This is a genomic window from Pseudomonas fluorescens, assembly GCF_030344995.1.
GTDB classification, from domain to species: domain Bacteria; phylum Pseudomonadota; class Gammaproteobacteria; order Pseudomonadales; family Pseudomonadaceae; genus Aquipseudomonas; species Aquipseudomonas fluorescens_BF.
In genome coordinates, this window is sequence record NZ_CP128260.1 from 194,089 (window position 1) to 213,172 (window position 19,084).

The 19,084-nt window shown below is 60.9% G+C and carries 16 protein-coding genes; 8 read left to right on the top strand and 8 right to left on the bottom strand.

The features are described 5' to 3' along the window. The first annotated feature begins 283 nt into the window (after positions 1-283). From QR290_RS00865 to QR290_RS00900, 8 genes are read left to right on the top strand one after another with little or no spacing between them, the layout of a single operon-like run. Entirely contained in the window at positions 284-1,198 is a 915-nt protein-coding gene (locus tag QR290_RS00865; protein ID WP_289204125.1) for a GDP-mannose 4,6-dehydratase, read from the top strand. Continuing rightward, complete coding sequence (gene gmd / locus QR290_RS00870) at positions 1,195-2,166, top strand: GDP-mannose 4,6-dehydratase (RefSeq protein WP_007954189.1); 972 nt, start codon at positions 1,195-1,197, stop codon at positions 2,164-2,166. Before QR290_RS00865 ends, gmd begins: the two co-directional genes overlap by 4 nt. A 3-nt stretch (positions 2,167-2,169) precedes the next feature. After that, entirely contained in the window at positions 2,170-3,612 is a 1,443-nt protein-coding gene (locus QR290_RS00875) for a mannose-1-phosphate guanylyltransferase/mannose-6-phosphate isomerase (RefSeq protein ID WP_289204126.1), read from the top strand. Next, the gene (locus QR290_RS00880; protein WP_011336675.1) at positions 3,613-4,410 is read left to right on the top strand and encodes an ABC transporter permease; all 798 of its coding nucleotides are present in this window, start codon (positions 3,613-3,615) and stop codon (positions 4,408-4,410) included. It begins immediately after the preceding gene. Beyond that, positions 4,410-5,660, top strand: coding sequence for an ABC transporter ATP-binding protein (locus tag QR290_RS00885; RefSeq protein WP_289204127.1), 1,251 nt, complete (start codon positions 4,410-4,412; stop codon positions 5,658-5,660). Before QR290_RS00880 ends, QR290_RS00885 begins: the two co-directional genes overlap by 1 nt. Continuing rightward, a complete protein-coding gene (locus QR290_RS00890) occupies positions 5,657-7,024 on the top strand; it encodes a glycosyltransferase family 4 protein (protein WP_289204128.1) in 1,368 nt (455 codons plus the stop codon). The genes QR290_RS00885 and QR290_RS00890 overlap by 4 nt, the downstream gene beginning before the upstream one ends. After that, positions 7,008-8,138, top strand: coding sequence for a glycosyltransferase family 4 protein (locus QR290_RS00895; RefSeq protein WP_289204129.1), 1,131 nt, complete (start codon positions 7,008-7,010; stop codon positions 8,136-8,138). Before QR290_RS00890 ends, QR290_RS00895 begins: the two co-directional genes overlap by 17 nt. Then, positions 8,139-9,269, top strand: coding sequence for a glycosyltransferase family 4 protein (locus QR290_RS00900; protein ID WP_289204130.1), 1,131 nt, complete (start codon positions 8,139-8,141; stop codon positions 9,267-9,269). A 4-nt stretch (positions 9,270-9,273) separates the two neighbouring features. Here the strand turns inward: QR290_RS00900 and QR290_RS00905 are convergent, their stop codons facing one another. From QR290_RS00905 to QR290_RS00940, 8 genes are all read right to left on the bottom strand, one after another. Continuing rightward, positions 9,274-11,304, bottom strand: coding sequence for a 2Fe-2S iron-sulfur cluster-binding protein (locus tag QR290_RS00905; RefSeq protein WP_289204131.1), 2,031 nt, complete (start codon positions 11,302-11,304; stop codon positions 9,274-9,276). Between the two features lie 45 nt (positions 11,305-11,349). Further along, positions 11,350-11,976 carry a glutathione S-transferase family protein gene (locus tag QR290_RS00910; RefSeq protein WP_289204132.1) on the bottom strand — a complete coding sequence of 209 codons (627 nt, stop codon included), beginning with the start codon at positions 11,974-11,976 and terminating at the stop codon, positions 11,350-11,352. A 104-nt stretch (positions 11,977-12,080) separates the two neighbouring features. After that, complete coding sequence (locus tag QR290_RS00915) at positions 12,081-13,007, bottom strand: LysR family transcriptional regulator (RefSeq protein WP_289204133.1); 927 nt, start codon at positions 13,005-13,007, stop codon at positions 12,081-12,083. 10 nt (positions 13,008-13,017) lie between these two features. After that, on the bottom strand, positions 13,018-14,217 hold the full coding sequence (locus QR290_RS00920; RefSeq protein ID WP_289204134.1) for a Fic family protein: 1,200 nt from the start codon (positions 14,215-14,217) through the stop codon (positions 13,018-13,020). A gap of 199 nt (positions 14,218-14,416) precedes the next feature. Next, entirely contained in the window at positions 14,417-16,249 is a 1,833-nt protein-coding gene (glmS, locus tag QR290_RS00925) for a glutamine--fructose-6-phosphate transaminase (isomerizing) (protein WP_115079787.1), read from the bottom strand. Positions 16,250-16,251: 2 nt separating this feature from the next. Continuing rightward, positions 16,252-17,028, bottom strand: coding sequence for a DeoR/GlpR family DNA-binding transcription regulator (locus QR290_RS00930; RefSeq protein WP_115079788.1), 777 nt, complete (start codon positions 17,026-17,028; stop codon positions 16,252-16,254). Between the two features lie 129 nt (positions 17,029-17,157). Next, positions 17,158-18,525, bottom strand: a complete 1,368-nt coding sequence (glmU, locus tag QR290_RS00935; protein ID WP_115079789.1) for a bifunctional UDP-N-acetylglucosamine diphosphorylase/glucosamine-1-phosphate N-acetyltransferase GlmU — start codon at positions 18,523-18,525, stop codon at positions 17,158-17,160. 119 nt (positions 18,526-18,644) lie between these two features. Further along, positions 18,645-19,070, bottom strand: coding sequence for a F0F1 ATP synthase subunit epsilon (locus QR290_RS00940; protein ID WP_007954164.1), 426 nt, complete (start codon positions 19,068-19,070; stop codon positions 18,645-18,647). Positions 19,071-19,084 lie beyond the last annotated feature (14 nt).

The window sequence follows — 19,084 nt, forward strand, 5'->3', positions numbered from 1 at the left end:
CGATCCTTGCGAAATGCCGCCAGGGATCGCGACGAGGGGCATTCTAAACACATCCGCCAAGGATTCGGGAACCGCCCGGCGAGAAAAACCCGACTACTCTGACGAGAACTGACCAGTCACGATTTGCCCGGTTGAAATTGCTGCGCAATTGGCACAGATTGGCAACCAAACAACTACAACAACGACTTCACCCGTTGTCTCGGCCGGATTTTCTATTGGTCCGACAGACATTCCCTTAAAGCCTGTGGGAAGAGGTGAAGGTTAAAGACCAAGGGGTCGCTGTTTGAAAAAAAGTCTGTTCATCACGGGCCTCAGCGGGTTCGTAGGACAACACATCCAGTCACGTCTGCAAGGGGAAGACGCGTCGTGGCAGCTGCTGCCTGCCGCCTCTGCCTATGACCTGACAAAACCGGACAGCCTCATCGATCTATGGCCGCAACTGCCCGATGCGGTCATTCACCTGGCTGGCCAGACCTTTGTCCCCGAAGCTTTCCGCGACCCGGCACGTACCTTCGACATCAACCTGCTCGGCACCCTGAACCTGTTGCAGGCACTCAAGGCCCGTGGCTTCAAGGGCACGTTCCTGTATGTCAGCTCGGGCGACGTCTACGGCCAGGTTGATGAATCCGCACTGCCGATCACCGAACAACAACCGCCCTGCCCGCGCAATCCTTATGCCGTGAGCAAACTGTCGGCCGAATTCCTCAGCCTGCAATGGGGATTGAGCGAAGACTGGCCGGTGCTGGTGGCGCGTCCGTTCAATCACATTGGCACCGGGCAAAAGGACAGCTTCGTCATTGCCAGCGCCGCACGCCAGATCAACCGCATCAAGCAAGGGCTGCAAGCGCCGCAACTGGAAGTCGGTGATATCGATGTCACGCGCGATTTCCTCGACGTCGGCGACGTGGTCTCGGCCTATTTCGCGCTGCTGGAAAAAGGCACGCCGGGGCAGGTCTACAACATTTGCTCCGGCCGTGAGCAAAGCATCCGCAGCCTCATCGAACAGCTGGGCGATCTGGCCGAGGTCGAGCTGCAACTGGTTCAGGATCCGGCACGCATGCGCCGCGCGGATCAGCGTCGCGTCTGCGGCAGCCATCAACGGCTGGCCCGGACCACAGGATGGACGCCGCAAATCACTACACAACAATCCCTGCGGGCGATCCTGTCCGACTGGGAGACGCGAGTACGACAAGAATGACAAAAAGTGCATTGATCACAGGGATCACCGGCCAGGACGGCGCGTATCTGGCCAGACTGCTGCTCGACAAGGGTTACAAGGTCCACGGCCTGGTGGCACGGCGCAGCAGCGACTCGCGCTGGCGCCTGCGCGAGATGGGCGTTGAAGCCGATATCGTTTACCTGGACGGCGACATGGCCGACGCCTGCTCGGTGCAGCGTGCGGTCATCAAATCGGCTCCGGACGAGGTGTATAACCTGGCGGCCCAGAGCTTCGTTGCCGCATCCTGGGACCAACCGGTGACCACCGGCATCGTTGATGGACTGGGCGTGACTCACCTGCTCGAAGCGATCCGTCAGTTCAGCCCGCACACGCGTTTCTATCAGGCGTCCACCAGCGAGATGTTTGGCCTGATCCAGGCCGAGCAGCAGGACGAAAACACTCCGTTCTACCCGCGCAGCCCTTACGGCGTGGCCAAACTCTATGGCCACTGGATCACCGTCAACTACCGCGAAAGTTTCAATCTGCACGCCAGCAGCGGCATTCTGTTCAACCATGAATCGCCACTGCGCGGCATCGAGTTCGTGACCCGCAAGGTCACCGATGCGGCAGCCCGGATCAAGCAGGGCAAACAGCAGGAGCTGGCCCTGGGCAACATCGACGCCAAGCGCGACTGGGGCTTTGCCGGCGACTACGTCGAGGCCATGTGGCTGATGCTGCAACAGGACAAGCCTGACGACTTCGTGGTTGCCACCGGTGTCACCACCACCGTGCGCGAGATGTGCCGCATCGCCTTCGATCACGTGGGTCTCAACTACCGCGACTACGTGAAAATCGATCCGGCGTTCTTCCGCCCGGCCGAAGTCGAAGTGCTGCTCGGCAATCCGGCCAAGGCCCAGCGCGTGCTGGGCTGGAAACCCAAGACCGACCTCGACACCCTGATCCGCATGATGATGGATGCGGACATGAAACGCGTCGCCAAGGAGTAGGCCATGCTGATCCCCGTGATTCTGTCCGGCGGTGCCGGCACCCGTTTGTGGCCGGTGTCCCGCGAGGGCCATCCCAAGCCGTTCATGACCCTGCCCGACGGCCAGTCGCTGCTGGGCAAGACCTACCGCCGCGCCGCCGCGCTGCTGGACGGCTGGGGCGACATCGTCACGGTGACCAACCGCGAGTACTACTTCCAGAGCAAGGATCACTATCAGGCCGCGCGCCTGTCCCGGCATCGCGGGCACTTCCTGCTCGAGCCCACCGGGCGCAACACTGCACCGGCCATCGCGGCGGCGGCACTGTCGCTGCAAGCCTTGCACGGTGATGCAGCGATCATGGTGGTGATGCCCGCCGACCATTTGATCGTCAACGAAGACGCGCTCAAAAGCGCGGTCGAGCACGCGGTCAATCTGGCGAAGGACGGTTATCTGGTGACCTTCGGTGTGGTACCGACCACCCCGGAAACCGGCTTCGGCTACATCGAGACCGGCGCCCCGCTGGATGCAAAAGGCGCAGCCAAGGTCCAGCGTTTCGTGGAAAAGCCCGACCTGCAAACCGCCACCCATTACCTGGAAAGCGGCAACTTCCTGTGGAACTCGGGAATGTTCTGCTTCACCACCGCCACCCTGATCGCCGAGCTGGAGCTGCACGCCCCCGAGCTGCTGGAACAGACCCGCGCCTGCATGGCCGCCAGCGAACCACTGGAAACCACGGGTTACCTGCAACAGGAGCTGTCGCCGCAACTGTTCGCCGAGATCACCGACATTTCCATCGACTACGCCTTGATGGAGCGTTCGGAAAAAGTCGTGGTGGTGCCCGCCGGTTTCGACTGGAGCGATATCGGTTCGTGGGGCGCAGTCGCCGCGCTGGTGCCGGCCGACGCCGATAACAACCGCGCCAGCGGCGAGGCGATCTTCATCGACAGCCGCAACAACTTCGTTCAAAGCGAAGGCCGGCTGGTGGCCGCAGTAGGTGTTGAAGACCTGATCGTCATCGACACCGCCGACGCGGTGCTGGTGGCCCATGCCGACCGAGCGCAGGATGTGCGGCGGGTGGCCAAGCAGCTCAAGGACAAATCACACGAAGCCTATCGTCTGCATCGCACGGTCAGCCGTCCGTGGGGCACCTACACCGTGCTCGAGGAAGGCCCGCGCTTCAAGATCAAGCGCATCGTGGTCAAACCCGGCGGCAAACTGTCGTTGCAGATGCACCATCACCGCAATGAACACTGGGTGGTGGTCGAAGGCATGGCCAAGGTCACCAACAACGGCAGCGGCACGACCCTGGTGGCGAAGAACGAATCGACGTTCATCGCTGCCGGTCACAAGCATCGTCTGGAGAACCCCGGCGTGATCGACCTGGTGATCATCGAAGTGCAAAGTGGCGAATACCTGGGAGAGGACGACATCGTCCGCTTCGAAGACCAATACGGCAGGACGGTGTGAATGCTGCTTTCCCTGTACCGCTCGCTGCACGACTATCGGGGTTTTATCCTCGGTAGCGTCAAGCGGGAGTTTCAAGCGCGGTATCGCAATTCGCTGTTCGGCGCGCTGTGGACGGTACTCAACCCGCTGTCGATGATCATCGTGTACACGGTGATCTTTTCCCACATCATGCGCGCCCGTCTGCCCGGCGTGGACGACGGCATGGCCTACAGCGTCTACCTGTGCGCCGGGCTGCTGACCTGGGGCCTGTTCTCGGAAATCACCCTGCGCAGCCAGAACATGTTTCTGGAGAACGCCAACCTGCTGAAGAAAATCAGCTTCCCGCGCCTCTGCCTGCCGGTGATCGTGCTGCTCAATGCCGGGATCAACTTCGCGATCATCATCGGCCTGTTCCTCGGCTTTCTGTTGATCACCGGACGCTGGCCGGGCATGGCCCTGTTGGCACTGGTGCCGCTGCTGGCGCTGCAAGTGCTGTTCTGCGCCGGGCTGGGCATGATCCTCGGCGTGCTCAACGTGTTCTTTCGCGATGTCGGCCAATTGTTCGCCATCTGCCTGCAATTCTGGTTCTGGCTGACGCCGATCGTGTACCCGCTGAGCATCCTGCCCGAGTGGGTACAACGCCTGTTGCAGCTCAATCCGCTGACCAATCTGATCGGCAGTTATCAGAACCTGTTTCTCTACGGTCAGTGGCCGGTGTGGAGTTCGCTGCTGCCGATCTTCGTGATCGGCCTGCTGTTGTGTGCGGTCGGCCTGCGCCTGTTCCGCCGGCGGGTCGGCGAAATGGTGGATGAACTCTGATGGGGCACATACGCGTCACCGGCCTGGGCAAGGCCTACAAGCAGTACCCCACTCGCTGGAGTCGCCTGGCCGAATGGCTGATTCCGTTTTCGCCGATGCGCCATCGCCAGCACTGGGTGTTGCAGGACGTCAATTTCGAAATCGCTCCCGGTGAAGCGGTGGGCATTGTCGGGGTCAACGGCGCCGGCAAAAGCACCCTGCTGAAAATGATCACCGGCACCACTCAACCGACCTGCGGCCAGATTCAGCTCGAGGGCCGGGTCGCCGCGCTGCTGGAACTGGGCATGGGGTTTCACCCGGATTTCACCGGCCGTCAGAATGCGGTGATGGCCGGGCAACTGCTGGGCATGCAAGTCGAAGAAATCGAAGCACTGATGCCGGACATCGAACGCTTCGCGGAAATCGGCGAGGCCATCGATCACCCGGTGCGCACCTATTCCAGCGGCATGCAGATGCGCCTGGCCTTCAGCGTCGCCACCGCGCGCCGCCCGGACATTCTGATCGTCGACGAAGCGCTGTCGGTGGGCGACGCTTACTTTCAGCACAAAAGCTTCGATCGCATCCGCGGCTTCCGCAAGGCCGGCACCACGTTGTTGATCGTGTCCCACGACCGTTCGGCGATCCAGTCGATCTGCGACTCGGCGATCCTGCTCGAAGGCGGCTACATGGCCATGCACGACAAGCCCGAAGCGGTCATGGATTACTACAACGCCCTGCTCGCTGAACGCGAAGGCCAGACCGTGCGCCAGGAACTGCTCGACGGCGGCCAGGTACGCACCGTGTCCGGCACCGGCGAGGCCGCGATCCTCAGCGTGCGCCTGCTCGATGAACGCGAACGCTCGATCGACGCGGCCGAAGTCGGTCAGTCGGTGACACTGGAAGTCGAAGTGGAGATTCGCCAGGACATCGAACGGCTGGTGCTCGGCTTCCTGATCAAGGATCGCCTCGGCCAGGCCATGTACGGCATTAATACCCATCGCCAGAATCAGGCGCTGGAAGACCTGAAGGCGGGCGAGCGCATCACCTATCGCTTCGTGTTCGTCATGGGCCTGGGCAAGGGCAACTATTCAATCGCCCTGAGCCTGTCGCGACTGGATTCACACCTGGACCGCAACTTCGAATGGCGAGACTACGGTCTGGTGTTTCACGTGATCAACAACCGCGAGGAAGATTTCGTCGGCTGTTCCTGGCTGGGCGCCAGCACCTCGATCACCCGCCATGCGGACAGCCTCGCGGAGCGTGCGCCATGACCCGCCTGCTGGTCGAATGCACCCACGTGTTCAAACACCCGAAGGTCAATTCGGGGATTCAGCGGGTGGTGCGCAACGTCATCAAACAGCTGCCGCCGAGCGCCGAAGGTATCGAGTGCGTGCCGGTGGTCTTGCTCAAGGGCCAGCTGTACCGCGTTAAACGCCTGGCGCCACTGAATGCTCCCCTGTTCAATGCCATCGTCACGTTTGGCGAGCGCCTGGAACGGCTGGCTCATCGCTTCTGGCAACTGCATCAGCGGCTGGACACGCGTTGCCGCACAAAACTGGCACGACGCCTGTTGTACGTCGGCTATCGCCTGACCTCGTTCGGTGCATTCGGAGTACCGTTGCGGCTGGTCGGGCAGGTCAATCGCTATCAATTGCCTCAACGCTGCGAGCCACTGCAACACCAGCCGGGCGACCAACTGGTGCTGCTGGATTCGTCCTGGCACTCGGACTTTTTCCTGCATGCCGAGCGCCTCAAACAGGAAGGTCTGGGCATCGTTGCGGTGATCTACGATCTGATTCCCCTGTCCCACCCGCAGTTCTATGACACGCGGCTGGTCGAGGTGTACAGCGAGTGGTTCGACTGGATCGCCCGCAACGCCGACGGCTTCATGGCGATTTCTGCGACGGTGCGCGATCAGGTGCGGGCAGAGCTGCAACGTCGCCTCGGATCGACGCAAGCCGGCAAACGCTGGTTCGACTACTTTCACCTCGGTTCGGAGCTGGATCTGCAAAGCGTCGAAGCCGCCGTCGAACCGCGTCTGCAACAACTGTTCGCAACACCGGAGCCGGTGTTTCTGATGGTCAGCACCATCGAGCCGCGCAAGAACCACGACTATCTGCTGGATGCCTTCGACCATGCCTGGGCGAACGGCTCGAAAGCCAAGTTGTGCATTGCCGGGCGCATTGGCTGGAAGTGCGACGCGCTGCTTGACCGGATCCGCCATCATCCCGAACTGAACCGGCGCCTGTTCATGTTCAACGACTTGAGCGACACCAGTCTCGAACACGCCTACGCCCATGCCAGCGCGCTGGTGTTTCCGTCGTTCGTCGAAGGTTTCGGCCTGCCGCTGGTAGAAGCCATGCAGCGCGGGCTGCCGGCGATGGGCAGCGACATCCCGGTGTTCCGCGAGATCGGCGGTGAATTCATGGCGTATTTCGATCTGCAATCGCCGCAAAGCCTCGCCGATCTGGTGCAGACCTTTGAACGCAGCGGTCAATTCCCGGCCGCCCGCGATGTCAGCGACTGGCAGTGGATCGGCTGGCGCGAAGCCAGCGCGCAACTGGCCGAGCGTACCGCGCGCCATGTGCTGGAGGCGCCTCAGGTGCCAGCGAGGCAACATGCGCATAGCCCTTAATGCCCGAATCCTCCAGGCACCGCGCACCGGCATCGGCCATTACGTGGCTGAGCTGGTGAATGCCTTGCACGCTGACACCGATATCGAGGTGGCGCTGTTCCACGGCTGGGGCTGGAGTTCGCAACTGCCGGAAGCGGCGATGCCCGGTTACTCGCGCCTGACGCCGCTGCTGCGGCAGATCCCCGGCGCCTATCAGGCACGCCGCTGGCTGGAGCAGAAACGCTTCGATCAGGGCCCTGCGCAGCCGGTCGATCTGTATCACGAACCGAGCCTATGGCCGCTGGCTTTCGATGGCCCGACCGTGATTACCCTGCACGATCTCACGCACCTGCATTTCCCCGAGACCCAGCCGCCGGCGCGGCTGCGGGAAATCGAACGGCGGCTCGCCGACGGCGTACGCCAGGCGCGGATCATTCTGACCGACTCACAAGCCATCGCTGACGAGGCCCGGGACTATTTCGGATTGCCTGCCGAGCGCTTCGTGGTCGCGCCGCTGGGTGTCGCCGAGCGTTTCCATCCGCGCGAGCCGCAAGAAATCGATGCAGTGCTCAAGGCCCATGCGGTCGAGTACCGGGAATATTTTCTCTGCGTCGGCACCCTGGAGCCGCGCAAGAACCTGAACCTGGCCCTGCGTGCCCACGCGCGGTTACCGGAGCGGGTGCGCCAGCGTTTCCCGCTGTTGATCGTCGGCATGGCCGGCTGGCAGCGCGATCAGTTCAGTGAAGAATTGCAGCAGGCGCTGGCTTGCGGGCACGTGTGCCTGCTCGGCTATTTGCCCGATGAGCAAGTCGCACAATTGCTGGCCGGCGCCCGGGCGCTGGTTTTTCCGTCGCTGTATGAAGGCTTCGGCCTGCCGGTGCTGGAAGCGATGGCCAGCGGTACGCCGGTGGTACTCACCCGCTCTTCGGCCATGCCGGAGGTGGCGGGAGACGCCGGCAACTATATTGAAGCTGACGATGCAGACGGCTTGCGTGATGCGATGAGCCGACTGATCGATGATCAAGCGCACTGGCAGGCATGCCGGGAAGCCGGATTGCAGCAGGCACGGCTTTTTTCCTGGAAGCGTTGCGCGCAGGCCACGGCCGGCGCCTACCACCAGGCCATGGGAGGTTGAATGCGAGTTCTCCATTTTTTCAAGACGTACCTGCCTGACTCCGTAGGCGGTATCGAGCAAGTCATCTTTCAACTCTGCGAGAGTGGCGCCCAGCACGGCATCGAAGGCCAGGTACTGACCCTCAGCGCCAACCCCGAGCCAGCCGTGGTGCGTCTCGGCCAGCACGAAGTGCATCGGGCAAGACTGGATATCCAGTTCGCCTCCACCGGGTTTTCCTGGAGCGTGTTCAAGCAGTTTCGCGAACTGGCCGCCGAAGCCGACGTGATCAACTACCACTTCCCGTGGCCGTTCATGGATCTGGTGCACTTTGCCAGCGGCGTGAACAAACCGACGGTGGTGACATACCACTCGGACATCATTCGCCAGAAGCACTTGCTCAAACTCTATCGCCCGCTGATGAACCGCTTTCTCGCCAGCGCCGACCGGATTGTCGCGGCTTCACCGAACTACCTGCACACCAGCGATGTGTTGCAGCAGTTTCAGGACAAGACGCGTGTCATCCCTTATGGATTGAACAAGGCAGGTTATCCACAGCCCGACGTCGAGCGCATGAACCGCTGGCGTCAGCAGCTTGGGGATAAGTTTTTCCTGTTTGTCGGGGTGATGCGTTATTACAAAGGCCTGCACATCCTGCTCGACGCCTTGAAAGACGTCGATTACCCGGTGGTGATCGTCGGCGCCGGCCCGCTGGAGCAGGAACTGCACGCCCAGGCCGCCGCGCTGGGTCTGCGCAATATTCATTTCCTCGGCCGTCTGAGCGATGAAGACAAGGTCGCCCTGCTGCAACTGAGCTACGCCATCGTCTTCCCGTCGCACCTGCGCTCGGAAGCATTCGGCATTTCCCTGCTCGAAGGCGCGATGTACGGCAAGCCGATGATCTCCAGCGAGATCGGCACCGGCACCAGCTACATCAATATCCACAACGAGACGGGACTGGTGGTGCCACCGAGTCATCCACAGGCGTTTCGCGAAGCGATGCGCACCCTGTGGGAAAACCCGGCCCGCGCAGCGGATATGGGCCTCAAGGCTGAGGCCCGCTATCGGCAGTTATTCACAGCCGATGAAATGGGCCGCAAGTGGACCGAGTTGTATCAGGAACTGCTGGAGGAAAAGGCGTTGTCCTACGCCTGATCCGTTACAGATCCAGCACCAGCGGCTGGGCACTCTGCGCCGGCACCGCGCAGCAGATCAGCACTTGCCCTTCCTCCGGCACTTCGGCCGGAGGCTGTGGATAATTCACCGCGCCGCTGATCAGCCGCGTCTTGCAGGTGCCGCACGAACCACCGCGGCAACTGAATTCCGGACGCAGGCCGCGGCTTTCGGCCAGCTCCAGCAAACTGCCGCCGTCGGGCTGCCAGCGCGCTTCCTTGGCTGAACGCTCGAACACCACCGGCACCGACGTGGTCGCGGCGGGCAATTGCTCGATCACGATCGCATCCGGATCGGGTTGGCGCTTGAGGGTCGAAGGGCCAAAGGTTTCCGCGTGTATTTGCCCATCCCGCACATCCAGTTCACGCAACGTGTCGTAGATCCCCTGGGTAAAACCGCCGGGGCCACACAGCACAAAGTCGACCTGATCAAAATCTTCCAGCGTCAGCAGATTGCGCAATAGATCGCCATCAATGCGACCGCGAATATCGTAATCCTCGCCTTGCACCAGATCGTCCTCAGGCTGGCTGAGCACTCGCAACACCTTCACGGCGTCACCGGCGTCTTCCAGCAAGCGATCCAGCTCCGCGCGAAACGGCTGGTCGGCGAGGCTGCGGGAACTCTGAACAAACAGGGTCGGACGAATCCGCCGAGTCCGCAGGCCCTGATACACCACCTCACGCAGCATCGACAGCAACGGCGTGATGCCGACCCCGGCCGCCAGCAACACCAATGGACGGCGTTCCAACGCCGCTACTGTGAAATGTCCTTGAGGCAAGCGCGCCTCCAGCACATCGCCCACACGAATCTGCTCGTGCAGGTGCGTCGACACCCGACCTTCACGTTTGACGCTGATCCGGAAGAAATCGTCCGACGGCGCGCCCGACAGGCTGTAGGTGCGGATGTGCACCTCACCATCGAGGTTGAACCGCAGCGGCAGATGCTGCCCGGCCAGAAACACCGGCAGACCCGCGCCGTCGTCCGGCTCGAGATAGATAGAGCGGATGTGGCGGCTTTCCATTTCGATCCTGGACACCCGCAATGGCCGCCAGCTGTCACCCAATGCCTTGGCCTGCAACCGCGCATCGGCCTGGGCCCAGTTACCGGTCAGAAGACTGGTGGGCGACATACCGTCAAAGCGCCAGCGCAGAGCAAGCGCCGCCGGACGTCGAACCAGTTTCTCAACCTCAAAGGTCCACAGGCGTTCGGCGCCCTGGAAGGCTTCGATTTGCGGCGCCTCGAGAATCACCTTGGTACGACCGCTGAGCTGCAACACATCACCTGTGGAAAAGTCGATGAACAGCAACCCGGCCAAGGGATTGAGCAGCAGATTGCCCAGGGTATTGAAGTGCAGGTTGCCGGCAAAATCCGGAATCGTCAGGCGATTGCCTTCGATCCGCACAAACCCTGGCTGGCCGCCACGGTGGGAAACATCCACCGAACGCTCACCGTCGACATCAACGTAACTGGCGACGAAGAACGTGTCGGCGCTTTCGATCAGCGCAATGGCGGCGTCATCGAGGCTGTCACCGTGTTCGGCCTTGCGAGTCTGCGGATCGGTCAGTGGCACCCGCTGAAACTGACGCAATTGAATGTATTGCGGGCAGTTGCCGAACGACTGATCCACCGTGACCCCGAAACCGTCCGCTCCGAGGCTGCCGATATGACCATTGAGCCGATTGCGCCGGCGGGTGTGCAGCTCGATGCCGAGCAGGCCGATTGCGGCACCGGCCTGCAGCTGCGCCGGGTCATCGGCAGCCGGCAGACTGGCGAACTGCAGTTGCGTCGGCTCGGGAGAGTGGGCGAACCCCGGTTCACCCTCCAGCATGCTGGCCCAGGGACGCCCCTCGGCATCCACCGCGCCGTACAGCATGAAGGGCAATTGCTGATAGAACTGGCGGTGCTGATCCGGCATCCAGGTGCGAATCACCTTACGACCGAATTCCTCCATGCGCTCGGCAACGCCGACATGGGCCTGCAATTGTTGCTCGCCAGCGTGCCACGGTGAACGTTCCATCTGAGCCTCTCCCCTGCACCGTCGGCGCAGTGTGGATGATCAATGTCAGGCGGTGGTTTGCAGACCGGCGACAGTGCGCGGCATGCCGACAAAACCGGGCAGCGCTTCGATGCGCGAGAGCCAGGCGCGAACGTTAGCGTAGTCGTCCAGCGACACATTGCCTTCTGGCGCATGGGCGATGTAGCTGTAGGCCGAGACGTCGGCAATGGTCGGCTCGCTACCCACCAGGTACAGTGTTTTGCCCAGTTCCTGATCCATCACCTTGAGAAAGTTGTGCGCACGGGTGATCACTTCCTCGGCGTTGAACTTCGCCCCGAACACCGTGATCAGGCGTGCGGCGGCGGGACCGAAGGCAATCGGCCCGGCGGCTGCCGACAGCCAGCGCTGTACGTGCGCGGCGCCGACCGGATCGCTTGGCAGCCAGCGGCCGTTACCGTATTTCTGTGCCAGGTAGACGAGAATCGCGTTGGAGTCGGCCAGCACCACGCCGTTGTCATCAATGGCCGGCACTTGCCCGAAGCTGTTGATCGCCAGGTAGCCGGGCTGTTTGTGCTCGCCTTTGGCAAGGTCGACAAATATCAGCTCGGTCGGCAATTGCAGCAGGGACAACATCAGCTCGACGCGATGGGCGTGGCCGGAACGCGGGAAGTTGTAGAGTTTGATCGCTTGCATGGTCGACTCCGCTGAACGAATGCGCCGTTCAGGATGGACGGCGGCCGTGGCAGCCATCTTCCACCTATCGTGAAAACAACAGAATCACCAGCAAACGCAATCCATTATTTCTTTGGGTGAAATAAAGCCGCATTTTTCAAGGCCGGATGCTCACGCAATGCGTTCACGATGAAGTCGACAAAGCTGCGCACCCGCGCTGGCGCCTTGCGCCCGCCCTGATACACCACGTGGATCGGCAGTGCAGGCAGTTCGAATTCGGCGAGGACAATTTCCAGTTCACCGCAAGCGACCTTGCTGGCCACCTGATAAGACAGCACCCGGGTCAGCCCAAGACCTAGAGAAGCCGCCGTGATCGCAGCCTGATTCGCCGTGACCACCAGACGCGGCTCCGGTTTTACGCCAATCAGTTCACCGTTTTCCATGAATGGCCAGCTGCGCTGCTGGCCGATCGACGACGTCGCCACCACTGGCGCCCCCGCCAAAGCCTGTGGATGCGTCGGCCGGCCGTGAATCGCAAAGTACGCCGGCGAGCCACAAATTACCCGCCGCACCTCACCGACCCGAATCGCATGCTGATTGCTGTCCGGTAACTCGCCGATACGTACCGCGACGTCGACCCCCTCCTCGACCATGCTCACCACCCGGTCGAGCAACAGGGCGTTGATGGAAACGTCCGGGTACTGCGTCAGATAACGCGCCATCACTGGCGTGACAAACAACTCGCCGAACAAAACGGGCGCCGTCACCGTCAACTGCCCACGAGGCTGGGTATGACTGCCGGCAGCGGAATCCTCTGCTTCCTGCACTTCGGCGAGAATTCTCCGACAGTCTTCCAGATAACGCAGACCCGCTTCGCTCAGATGCACGCTGCGGGTGGTACGAATCAGCAACTGCGTACCGATCCGCTGCTCCAGCGCCGCCACCGCCCGGGTCACGCTGGCTGCCGACAGACCCAGGCGCCGCGCAGCAGCAGAAAAGCCCTGCTCCTGGGCGACGATGGCGAAAACCTGCATTTCCTGGAAGCGATCCACTTTTGCACTCCTAAACCGCGGCGTTCATCCGCTGATGCAAGTCAGGGAATAACAGTTGAGCAAACCAGATCGGTAAACCCGGATAGAGATCACGTGCCTTGGGCGTCGCACTCTCAACCAGACCCAGTTGTACGAGACTTCTCAATTGATCCGTTGCCACTCGATCGGACAATCCCGTGAAGATTTTGAAATCCGCGCGGCTCAACGTGCCTTGCGTCAGAAGAACATGCAGGGCACGTGCGGTTTCCAGCTTGATACCCGCCCGTTTGATCCGCTCGTCCCAAGCAAAAATGGTTTGCAACCTTTCGCGCATATTGGAGATGTTCAACGCCTGCTCTGTATAACGCATCTGGTCGAGACAAGTTTCCAGCATGAACCCGACAAATTCGAACAAACCGGCCTGCGTCAGTTGCCCACGACCATCCAGATCTCCACGACGCGGCTTGTCGGCGTTGGCCAGCCGGGCGTAATAGGACGCCTGCTGTCGAGCAAGCCCGCGGGATAAAGACCAGAGCGGCGAAACCAGCCCGAGTTTCTGCAACTGGAGATGCGTCACCAGCCTGACTGTCCGTCCATTTCCGTCAACGAAAGGATGAACCCAAGCCAATCGATGGTGATAAATCATGACGGCAAGCAGTCGACTCCGTGCGTCCGGCAAACGACCGTATACCTGCTGCATTCGGTTAAGCATGGGCGATACAGATTGGCAGGAGGGTGCCGCGTGATTGCCCACAAGCACTTCCTGACCCGCCACATCGCGCAACTGGCCAGGCACCAATTGGCTTCCATCACTCAGACTCAGTTGCTCGTCGCCAGCCCCGAGAAACAGACGCTTGTGCAGACGTGCAACAAATGCGGGACTGAACAGGGTTTCCCATGACATGCCCTTGTGCACAGTCAGTGCTCGTTCAAATGCCTGCTGTGTGCCGATGTGCGTCATGGCCAGCTCTGTGAGCTCTTTGCGGTGACGTTTTGGAGCTGTCGGGGCAAGCGTGACTGGCTCCGTGAACTGGCCTTCTATCAGGTTGCTGTAAAAACTGCTGGTGACACGCAGAAGACCGCCGACGCGTTGCAGCATGGGGGGAGAAACCATGGCGCTGAGTTTTCCCGCCTGAAAGGGCACTTGCTCGGCCAGTTGCAATATTTCGCTGGGAAATACAGGCATGAGCGGCTCGAGCCAATGGTTTCCCAAGACAGATTCAGCACTCATCAAACCTCCAGAATCGCGGATTTTTTTGCGAATTCAAGATTACGCTCAAAGCCTTTAATTACCTAGCCTTGAGCAATGTAGGAGATTTCATTAATGGGTGTAGTTAGCGGATTTTTTTGCGGATTTTCCGTAGGAATATACTGCGGTGTATCTGTGTTCTGCAGAAGAGCGCGAACAATTCGCGCTCTTCTGCAGCCCATCACTCCACCGTCACCGACTTCGCCAGGTTACGCGGCTGGTCCACGTCCGTGCCTTTGAGCACAGCAACGTAGTACGACAGCAGTTGCAGCGGAATGGTGTAGAGGATCGGCGAGAGGATGTCGTGGATGTGCGGCATCTGCACCACGTGAGTGCCTTCACCGTTGGTCATCCCGGCCTTCTCGTCGGCGAACACGACCAGTTCGCCGCCGCGGGCGCGGACTTCCTGCAGGTTGGACTTGAGCTTTTCCAGCAGCTCGTTGTTAGGTGCGACGGTCACAACTGGCATGTCGTTATCCACAAGCGCCAGCGGACCGTGCTTCAGTTCCCCGGCCGGGTAGGCTTCGGCGTGGATGTAAGAGATTTCCTTGAGCTTCAAGGCACCCTCCATCGCCACCGGGAATTGCGCGCCACGGCCCAGGAACAGGGTGTGGTTCTTCTCGGCGAACAGCTCGGCAATCTTTTCCACGGTGCTGTCCATCGCCAGCGCTTCGCCCAGACGGGTTGGCAGGCGACGCAGTTCTTCGACCAGCGTGGCTTCAACGCCTTTGCCCAAAGTGCCGCGCACCTGGCCCAGAGACAGGGTCAGCAACAGCAGGCCAACCAGTTGCGTGGTGAACGCCTTGGTCGAAGCCACGCCGATTTCACGACCGGCCTGGGTCAGCAGGGTCAGATCGGACTCGCGCACCAGCGAACTGATACCGACGTTGCAGATCGCCAGGCTTCCCAGGAAACCCAGTTCCTTGGCATTGCGCAGGGCGGCCAGGGTGTCGGCGGTTTCACCGGACTGGGAGATGGTGACGAACAGTGTGTCCGGCTGCACCACCACCTTGCGGTAGCGGAACTCGCTGGCGACCTCGACCTGGCATGGAATCCCGGCCAGTTCTTCGAGCCAGTAACGGGCAACCATGCCGGCGTGGTAGCTGGTGCCGCACGCCACGATCTGCACGTTGCGCACTTTGGCGAACAGTTCAGCGGCTTGTGGGCCAAACGCCTGCACGAGCACCTGATCCGAACTCAATCGACCTTCCAAGGTGCGCTGCACCACGGATGGCTGCTCGTGGATTTCCTTGAGCATGTAGTGACGGAACTCGCCTTTGTCGGCGGCTTCGGCGCCATCGGTGTACTGGACGGTCTGGCGCTCGACGGCTTTGCCGGTCACGTCCCAGATCTGCACCTTGTCACGCTGGATCTCGGCGATATCGCCCTCTTCCAGGTACATGAAACGGTCGGTGACCTGACGCAGGGCCAGTTGGTCGGAAGCGAGGAAGTTCTCACCCAGGCCCAGACCGATTACCAGCGGGCTGCCGCTGCGAGCAGCAACCAGTCGATCCGGCTGCTGTGCGTGGATGACCGCCAGACCGTAAGCGCCATGCAGTTCCTTGACCGCAGCCTTCAGGGCGTCGGTCAGGTCCGGCAGATTTTTGAGTTTTTCAGTCAGCAGGTGGGCGATGACTTCAGTGTCGGTATCGGAACTGAACACATAGCCTTGCGCCTTCAGTTGCTCACGCAGCGCCTCATGGTTTTCGATGATGCCGTTGTGCACGACAGCGACGTCACCGGAGAAATGCGGGTGGGCATTGCGTTCACTTGGTGCGCCGTGAGTAGCCCAGCGGGTGTGGGCAATGCCGAGACGGCCGACCAGCGGATGTTCGGCCAGAGCGGCGTCGAGTTCGCTGACCTTGCCCACACGACGGGTGCGCTCGAGGGATCCGTCATTGGTAAGGACAGCCACGCCTGCGCTGTCATAGCCCCGGTATTCCAGACGCTTGAGGCCTTCGACCAGAATGGCGGTGATATTACGTTCAGCAACGGCGCCGACAATTCCACACATGCTTATTTCTCCTGACTGACAGTCGCGCAAATCAAGTTGATACCGCGAGCCTGAATCTGATCCCGTGCCTCCGAAGGCAGGCGATCATCGGTGATTAGGGTATGGACGCTGCTCCATGGCAGCTCCAGGTTGGGAATCTTGCGGCCGATCTTGTCGGCCTCGACCATCACGATCACTTCCCGCGCCACTTCCGCCATTACGCGGCTGAGGCCGAGCAATTCATTGAACGTGGTGGTACCGCGCACCAGGTCGATGCCATCGGCACCGATAAACAACTGGTCGAAGTCGTAAGAGCGTAGTACCTGCTCGGCGACCTGGCCCTGAAAGGATTCCGAGTGCGGATCCCAGGTGCCGCCGGTCATCAGCAGCACAGGCTCGTGTTCGAGTTCGCTCAGGGCGTTGGCCACGTGCAGGGAATTGGTCATCACCACCAGACCCGGCTGTTGGCCGAGCTCCGGGATCATGGCGGCGGTGGTGCTGCCGCTGTCGATGATGATGCGCGCATGCTCGCGGATGCGTGTAACCGCAGCCCGGGCGATCGCCTGTTTGTATTTGGAAACGCTGAGGCTGGCGTCTGCCACCAACTCCTGCGGCATGGTGATGGCTCCACCGTAGCGGCGTAGCAACAGGCCATGGCTTTCCAGTGCGGCGAGATCCTTGCGAATCGTAACTTCCGAAGTTTCGAAACGTTTGGCGAGTTCGTCGACACTCACTTCCCCTTGCTCGTTGAGCAAGGCCAGTATGTTGTGGCGGCGTTGGGGTGTATTGCGTTTCGACATGGCTCGATAAGTTTCGATTCGAAAGATAACGGAAGCAATCAAAACCTATCAGCCGCAAATCGTCAAGCCGATGCCCATAAAAAAAGACCGCTGGCGGCGGTCTTTTTTGATGAGAGCGTTGTGGATAACTCAGTTCTTCTTGATTTTCTCCGGCCGCTTCCAGCCATCGATGTTCTTCTGCCGCGCCCGGCCAACCGCCAACTGGGCTTTATCCACATTCTGGGTGATGGTCGAACCGGCCGCAGTGGTTGCACCGGCGGAGATATCCACAGGCGCCACCAGCGAGTTGTTGGAACCGATGAACACATCCTCACCCAACACGGTTTTCCACTTGTTGGCGCCGTCGTAGTTACAGGTGATGGTGCCGGCGCCGATGTTGGTGCGCGCACCGATCTCGGCATCGCCCAGATAAGTCAGGTGCCCAGCCTTGGCACCCTCGCCCATCCGAGCGTTTTTCAGTTCGACGAAGTTACCCACATGGGCGCGGGCCTCCAGCACGGTGCCCGGACGCAGACGGGCAAACGGGCCGGCATCGCTGCCTTCGCCCAACACCGCGCCTTCGATATGGCTGTTGGCCTTGACCACCACGCCCTTGCGCAGAGTGCTGTCCTTGATCACGCAGTTCGGGCCGATGACCACGTCGTCTTCGATGACAACCTTGCCTTCGAGAATCACGTTGATGTCGATCAGCACGTCGCGACCCACGGTCACTTCGCCACGCACATCAAAGCGGGCCGGGTCACGCAGGGTCACGCCCTGGGCCATCAGACGGCGACCGGCGCGCAACTGATAATGACGCTCCAGCTCGGAAAGCTGTTTGCGATCATTGGCGCCCTGCACTTCCATCGGGTCGTGCGGTTGTTCCGTGGCGACGGTCAGGCCATCGCTGACTGCCATCTCGATCACGTCGGTCAGGTAGTACTCGCCCTGAGCGTTGTTGTTCGACAGGCGACTCATCCAGTCCGCCAGACGATTGGCCGGCACAGCGAGGATGCCGGTATTGCCTTCGGTAATCGCCCGCTGTGCTTCGCTGGCGTCCTTGTGCTCAACGATCGCGGCAACCTTGCCGTCGGCGTCGCGCACGATTCGGCCATACCCGGTCGGGTCATCCAGTTCGACGGTGAGCAAACCCATCTGCCCGGGCACAACGTGCTTGAGCAGGCGTTGCAGGGTTTCGACTTCGATCAACGGCACATCACCGTAGAGAATCAGTACGGTATCGGCGGTGATGAACGGAACAGCTTGGGCCGTGGCGTGGCCGGTGCCCAGTTGCTTGTCCTGCAGCACGAAATTCAGGTCATCGGCGGCCAGACGTTCGCGTACCACATCGGCGCCGTGGCCAATGACAACATGAATCCGTTGTGGATCAAGTTGGCGAGCGCTGTGGATAACATGACCGAGCATGGAGTCGCCGGCAATCGGGTGCAGCACTTTTGGCAGCGCGGAACGCATGCGGGTGCCTTGGCCGGCCGCGAGGATTACGATTTCAAGAGACATGACTGGCTACCAATCCTGGGTGGTCAGCAACTGCGACCGGGGGTTTTGAAAGTCGGAAAAGAAAAAAGGGTAGCCGAGGCTACCCTTTTTTATCAATCGCACAACAAGTGGCTGACGGATTAACCGCCAAACTTCTTGCGGATCTGCTGGACGGTGCGCAGCTGAGCTGCAGCCTCGGCCAGACGTGCGGATGCAGCTCCGTAGTCGAAATCTGCGCTCTTCTCATGCAGAGCAGCTTCGGCAGCCTTGAGAGCTGCTTGAGCCTGAGCTTCATCCAGGTCGGCGGCACGTTGCACGGTATCGGCAAGCACCTTGACCATGTTCGGCTGAACCTCGAGGAAACCACCGGAGATGTAGAACACCTCGGCTTCCCCGCCTTGCTTGATCAGGCGGATCGGACCTGGCTTCAGATTAGTGATCAGCGGCGCGTGGCCCAGGGCGATACCAAGATCACCCAGAGCACCGTGCGCAATCACCATCTCGACCAGGCCGGAAAAGATTTCTCCTTCCGCGCTGACGATGTCGCAATGGACTGTCATAGCCATCTGATTGCCTCAAC

Excerpts from the sequence above, each read along its gene's own strand:
- glmU (WP_115079789.1), bottom strand. The coding sequence starts at position 18,525 with ATGTCTCTTGAAATCGTAATCCTCGCGGCCGGCCAAGGCACCCGCATG.
- QR290_RS00930 (WP_115079788.1), bottom strand. The coding sequence starts at position 17,028 with ATGTCGAAACGCAATACACCCCAACGCCGCCACAACATACTGGCCTTG.
- QR290_RS00875 (WP_289204126.1), top strand. The coding sequence starts at position 2,170 with ATGCTGATCCCCGTGATTCTGTCCGGCGGTGCCGGCACCCGTTTGTGG.
- QR290_RS00940 (WP_007954164.1), bottom strand. The coding sequence starts at position 19,070 with ATGGCTATGACAGTCCATTGCGACATCGTCAGCGCGGAAGGAGAAATC.
- QR290_RS00885 (WP_289204127.1), top strand. The coding sequence starts at position 4,410 with ATGGGGCACATACGCGTCACCGGCCTGGGCAAGGCCTACAAGCAGTAC.
- QR290_RS00880 (WP_011336675.1), top strand. The coding sequence starts at position 3,613 with ATGCTGCTTTCCCTGTACCGCTCGCTGCACGACTATCGGGGTTTTATC.
- glmS (WP_115079787.1), bottom strand. The coding sequence starts at position 16,249 with ATGTGTGGAATTGTCGGCGCCGTTGCTGAACGTAATATCACCGCCATT.
- QR290_RS00900 (WP_289204130.1), top strand. The coding sequence starts at position 8,139 with ATGCGAGTTCTCCATTTTTTCAAGACGTACCTGCCTGACTCCGTAGGC.
- QR290_RS00890 (WP_289204128.1), top strand. The coding sequence starts at position 5,657 with ATGACCCGCCTGCTGGTCGAATGCACCCACGTGTTCAAACACCCGAAG.
- QR290_RS00905 (WP_289204131.1), bottom strand. The coding sequence starts at position 11,304 with ATGGAACGTTCACCGTGGCACGCTGGCGAGCAACAATTGCAGGCCCAT.
- QR290_RS00895 (WP_289204129.1), top strand. The coding sequence starts at position 7,008 with ATGCGCATAGCCCTTAATGCCCGAATCCTCCAGGCACCGCGCACCGGC.
- QR290_RS00910 (WP_289204132.1), bottom strand. The coding sequence starts at position 11,976 with ATGCAAGCGATCAAACTCTACAACTTCCCGCGTTCCGGCCACGCCCAT.
- gmd (WP_007954189.1), top strand. The coding sequence starts at position 1,195 with ATGACAAAAAGTGCATTGATCACAGGGATCACCGGCCAGGACGGCGCG.
- QR290_RS00920 (WP_289204134.1), bottom strand. The coding sequence starts at position 14,217 with ATGAGTGCTGAATCTGTCTTGGGAAACCATTGGCTCGAGCCGCTCATG.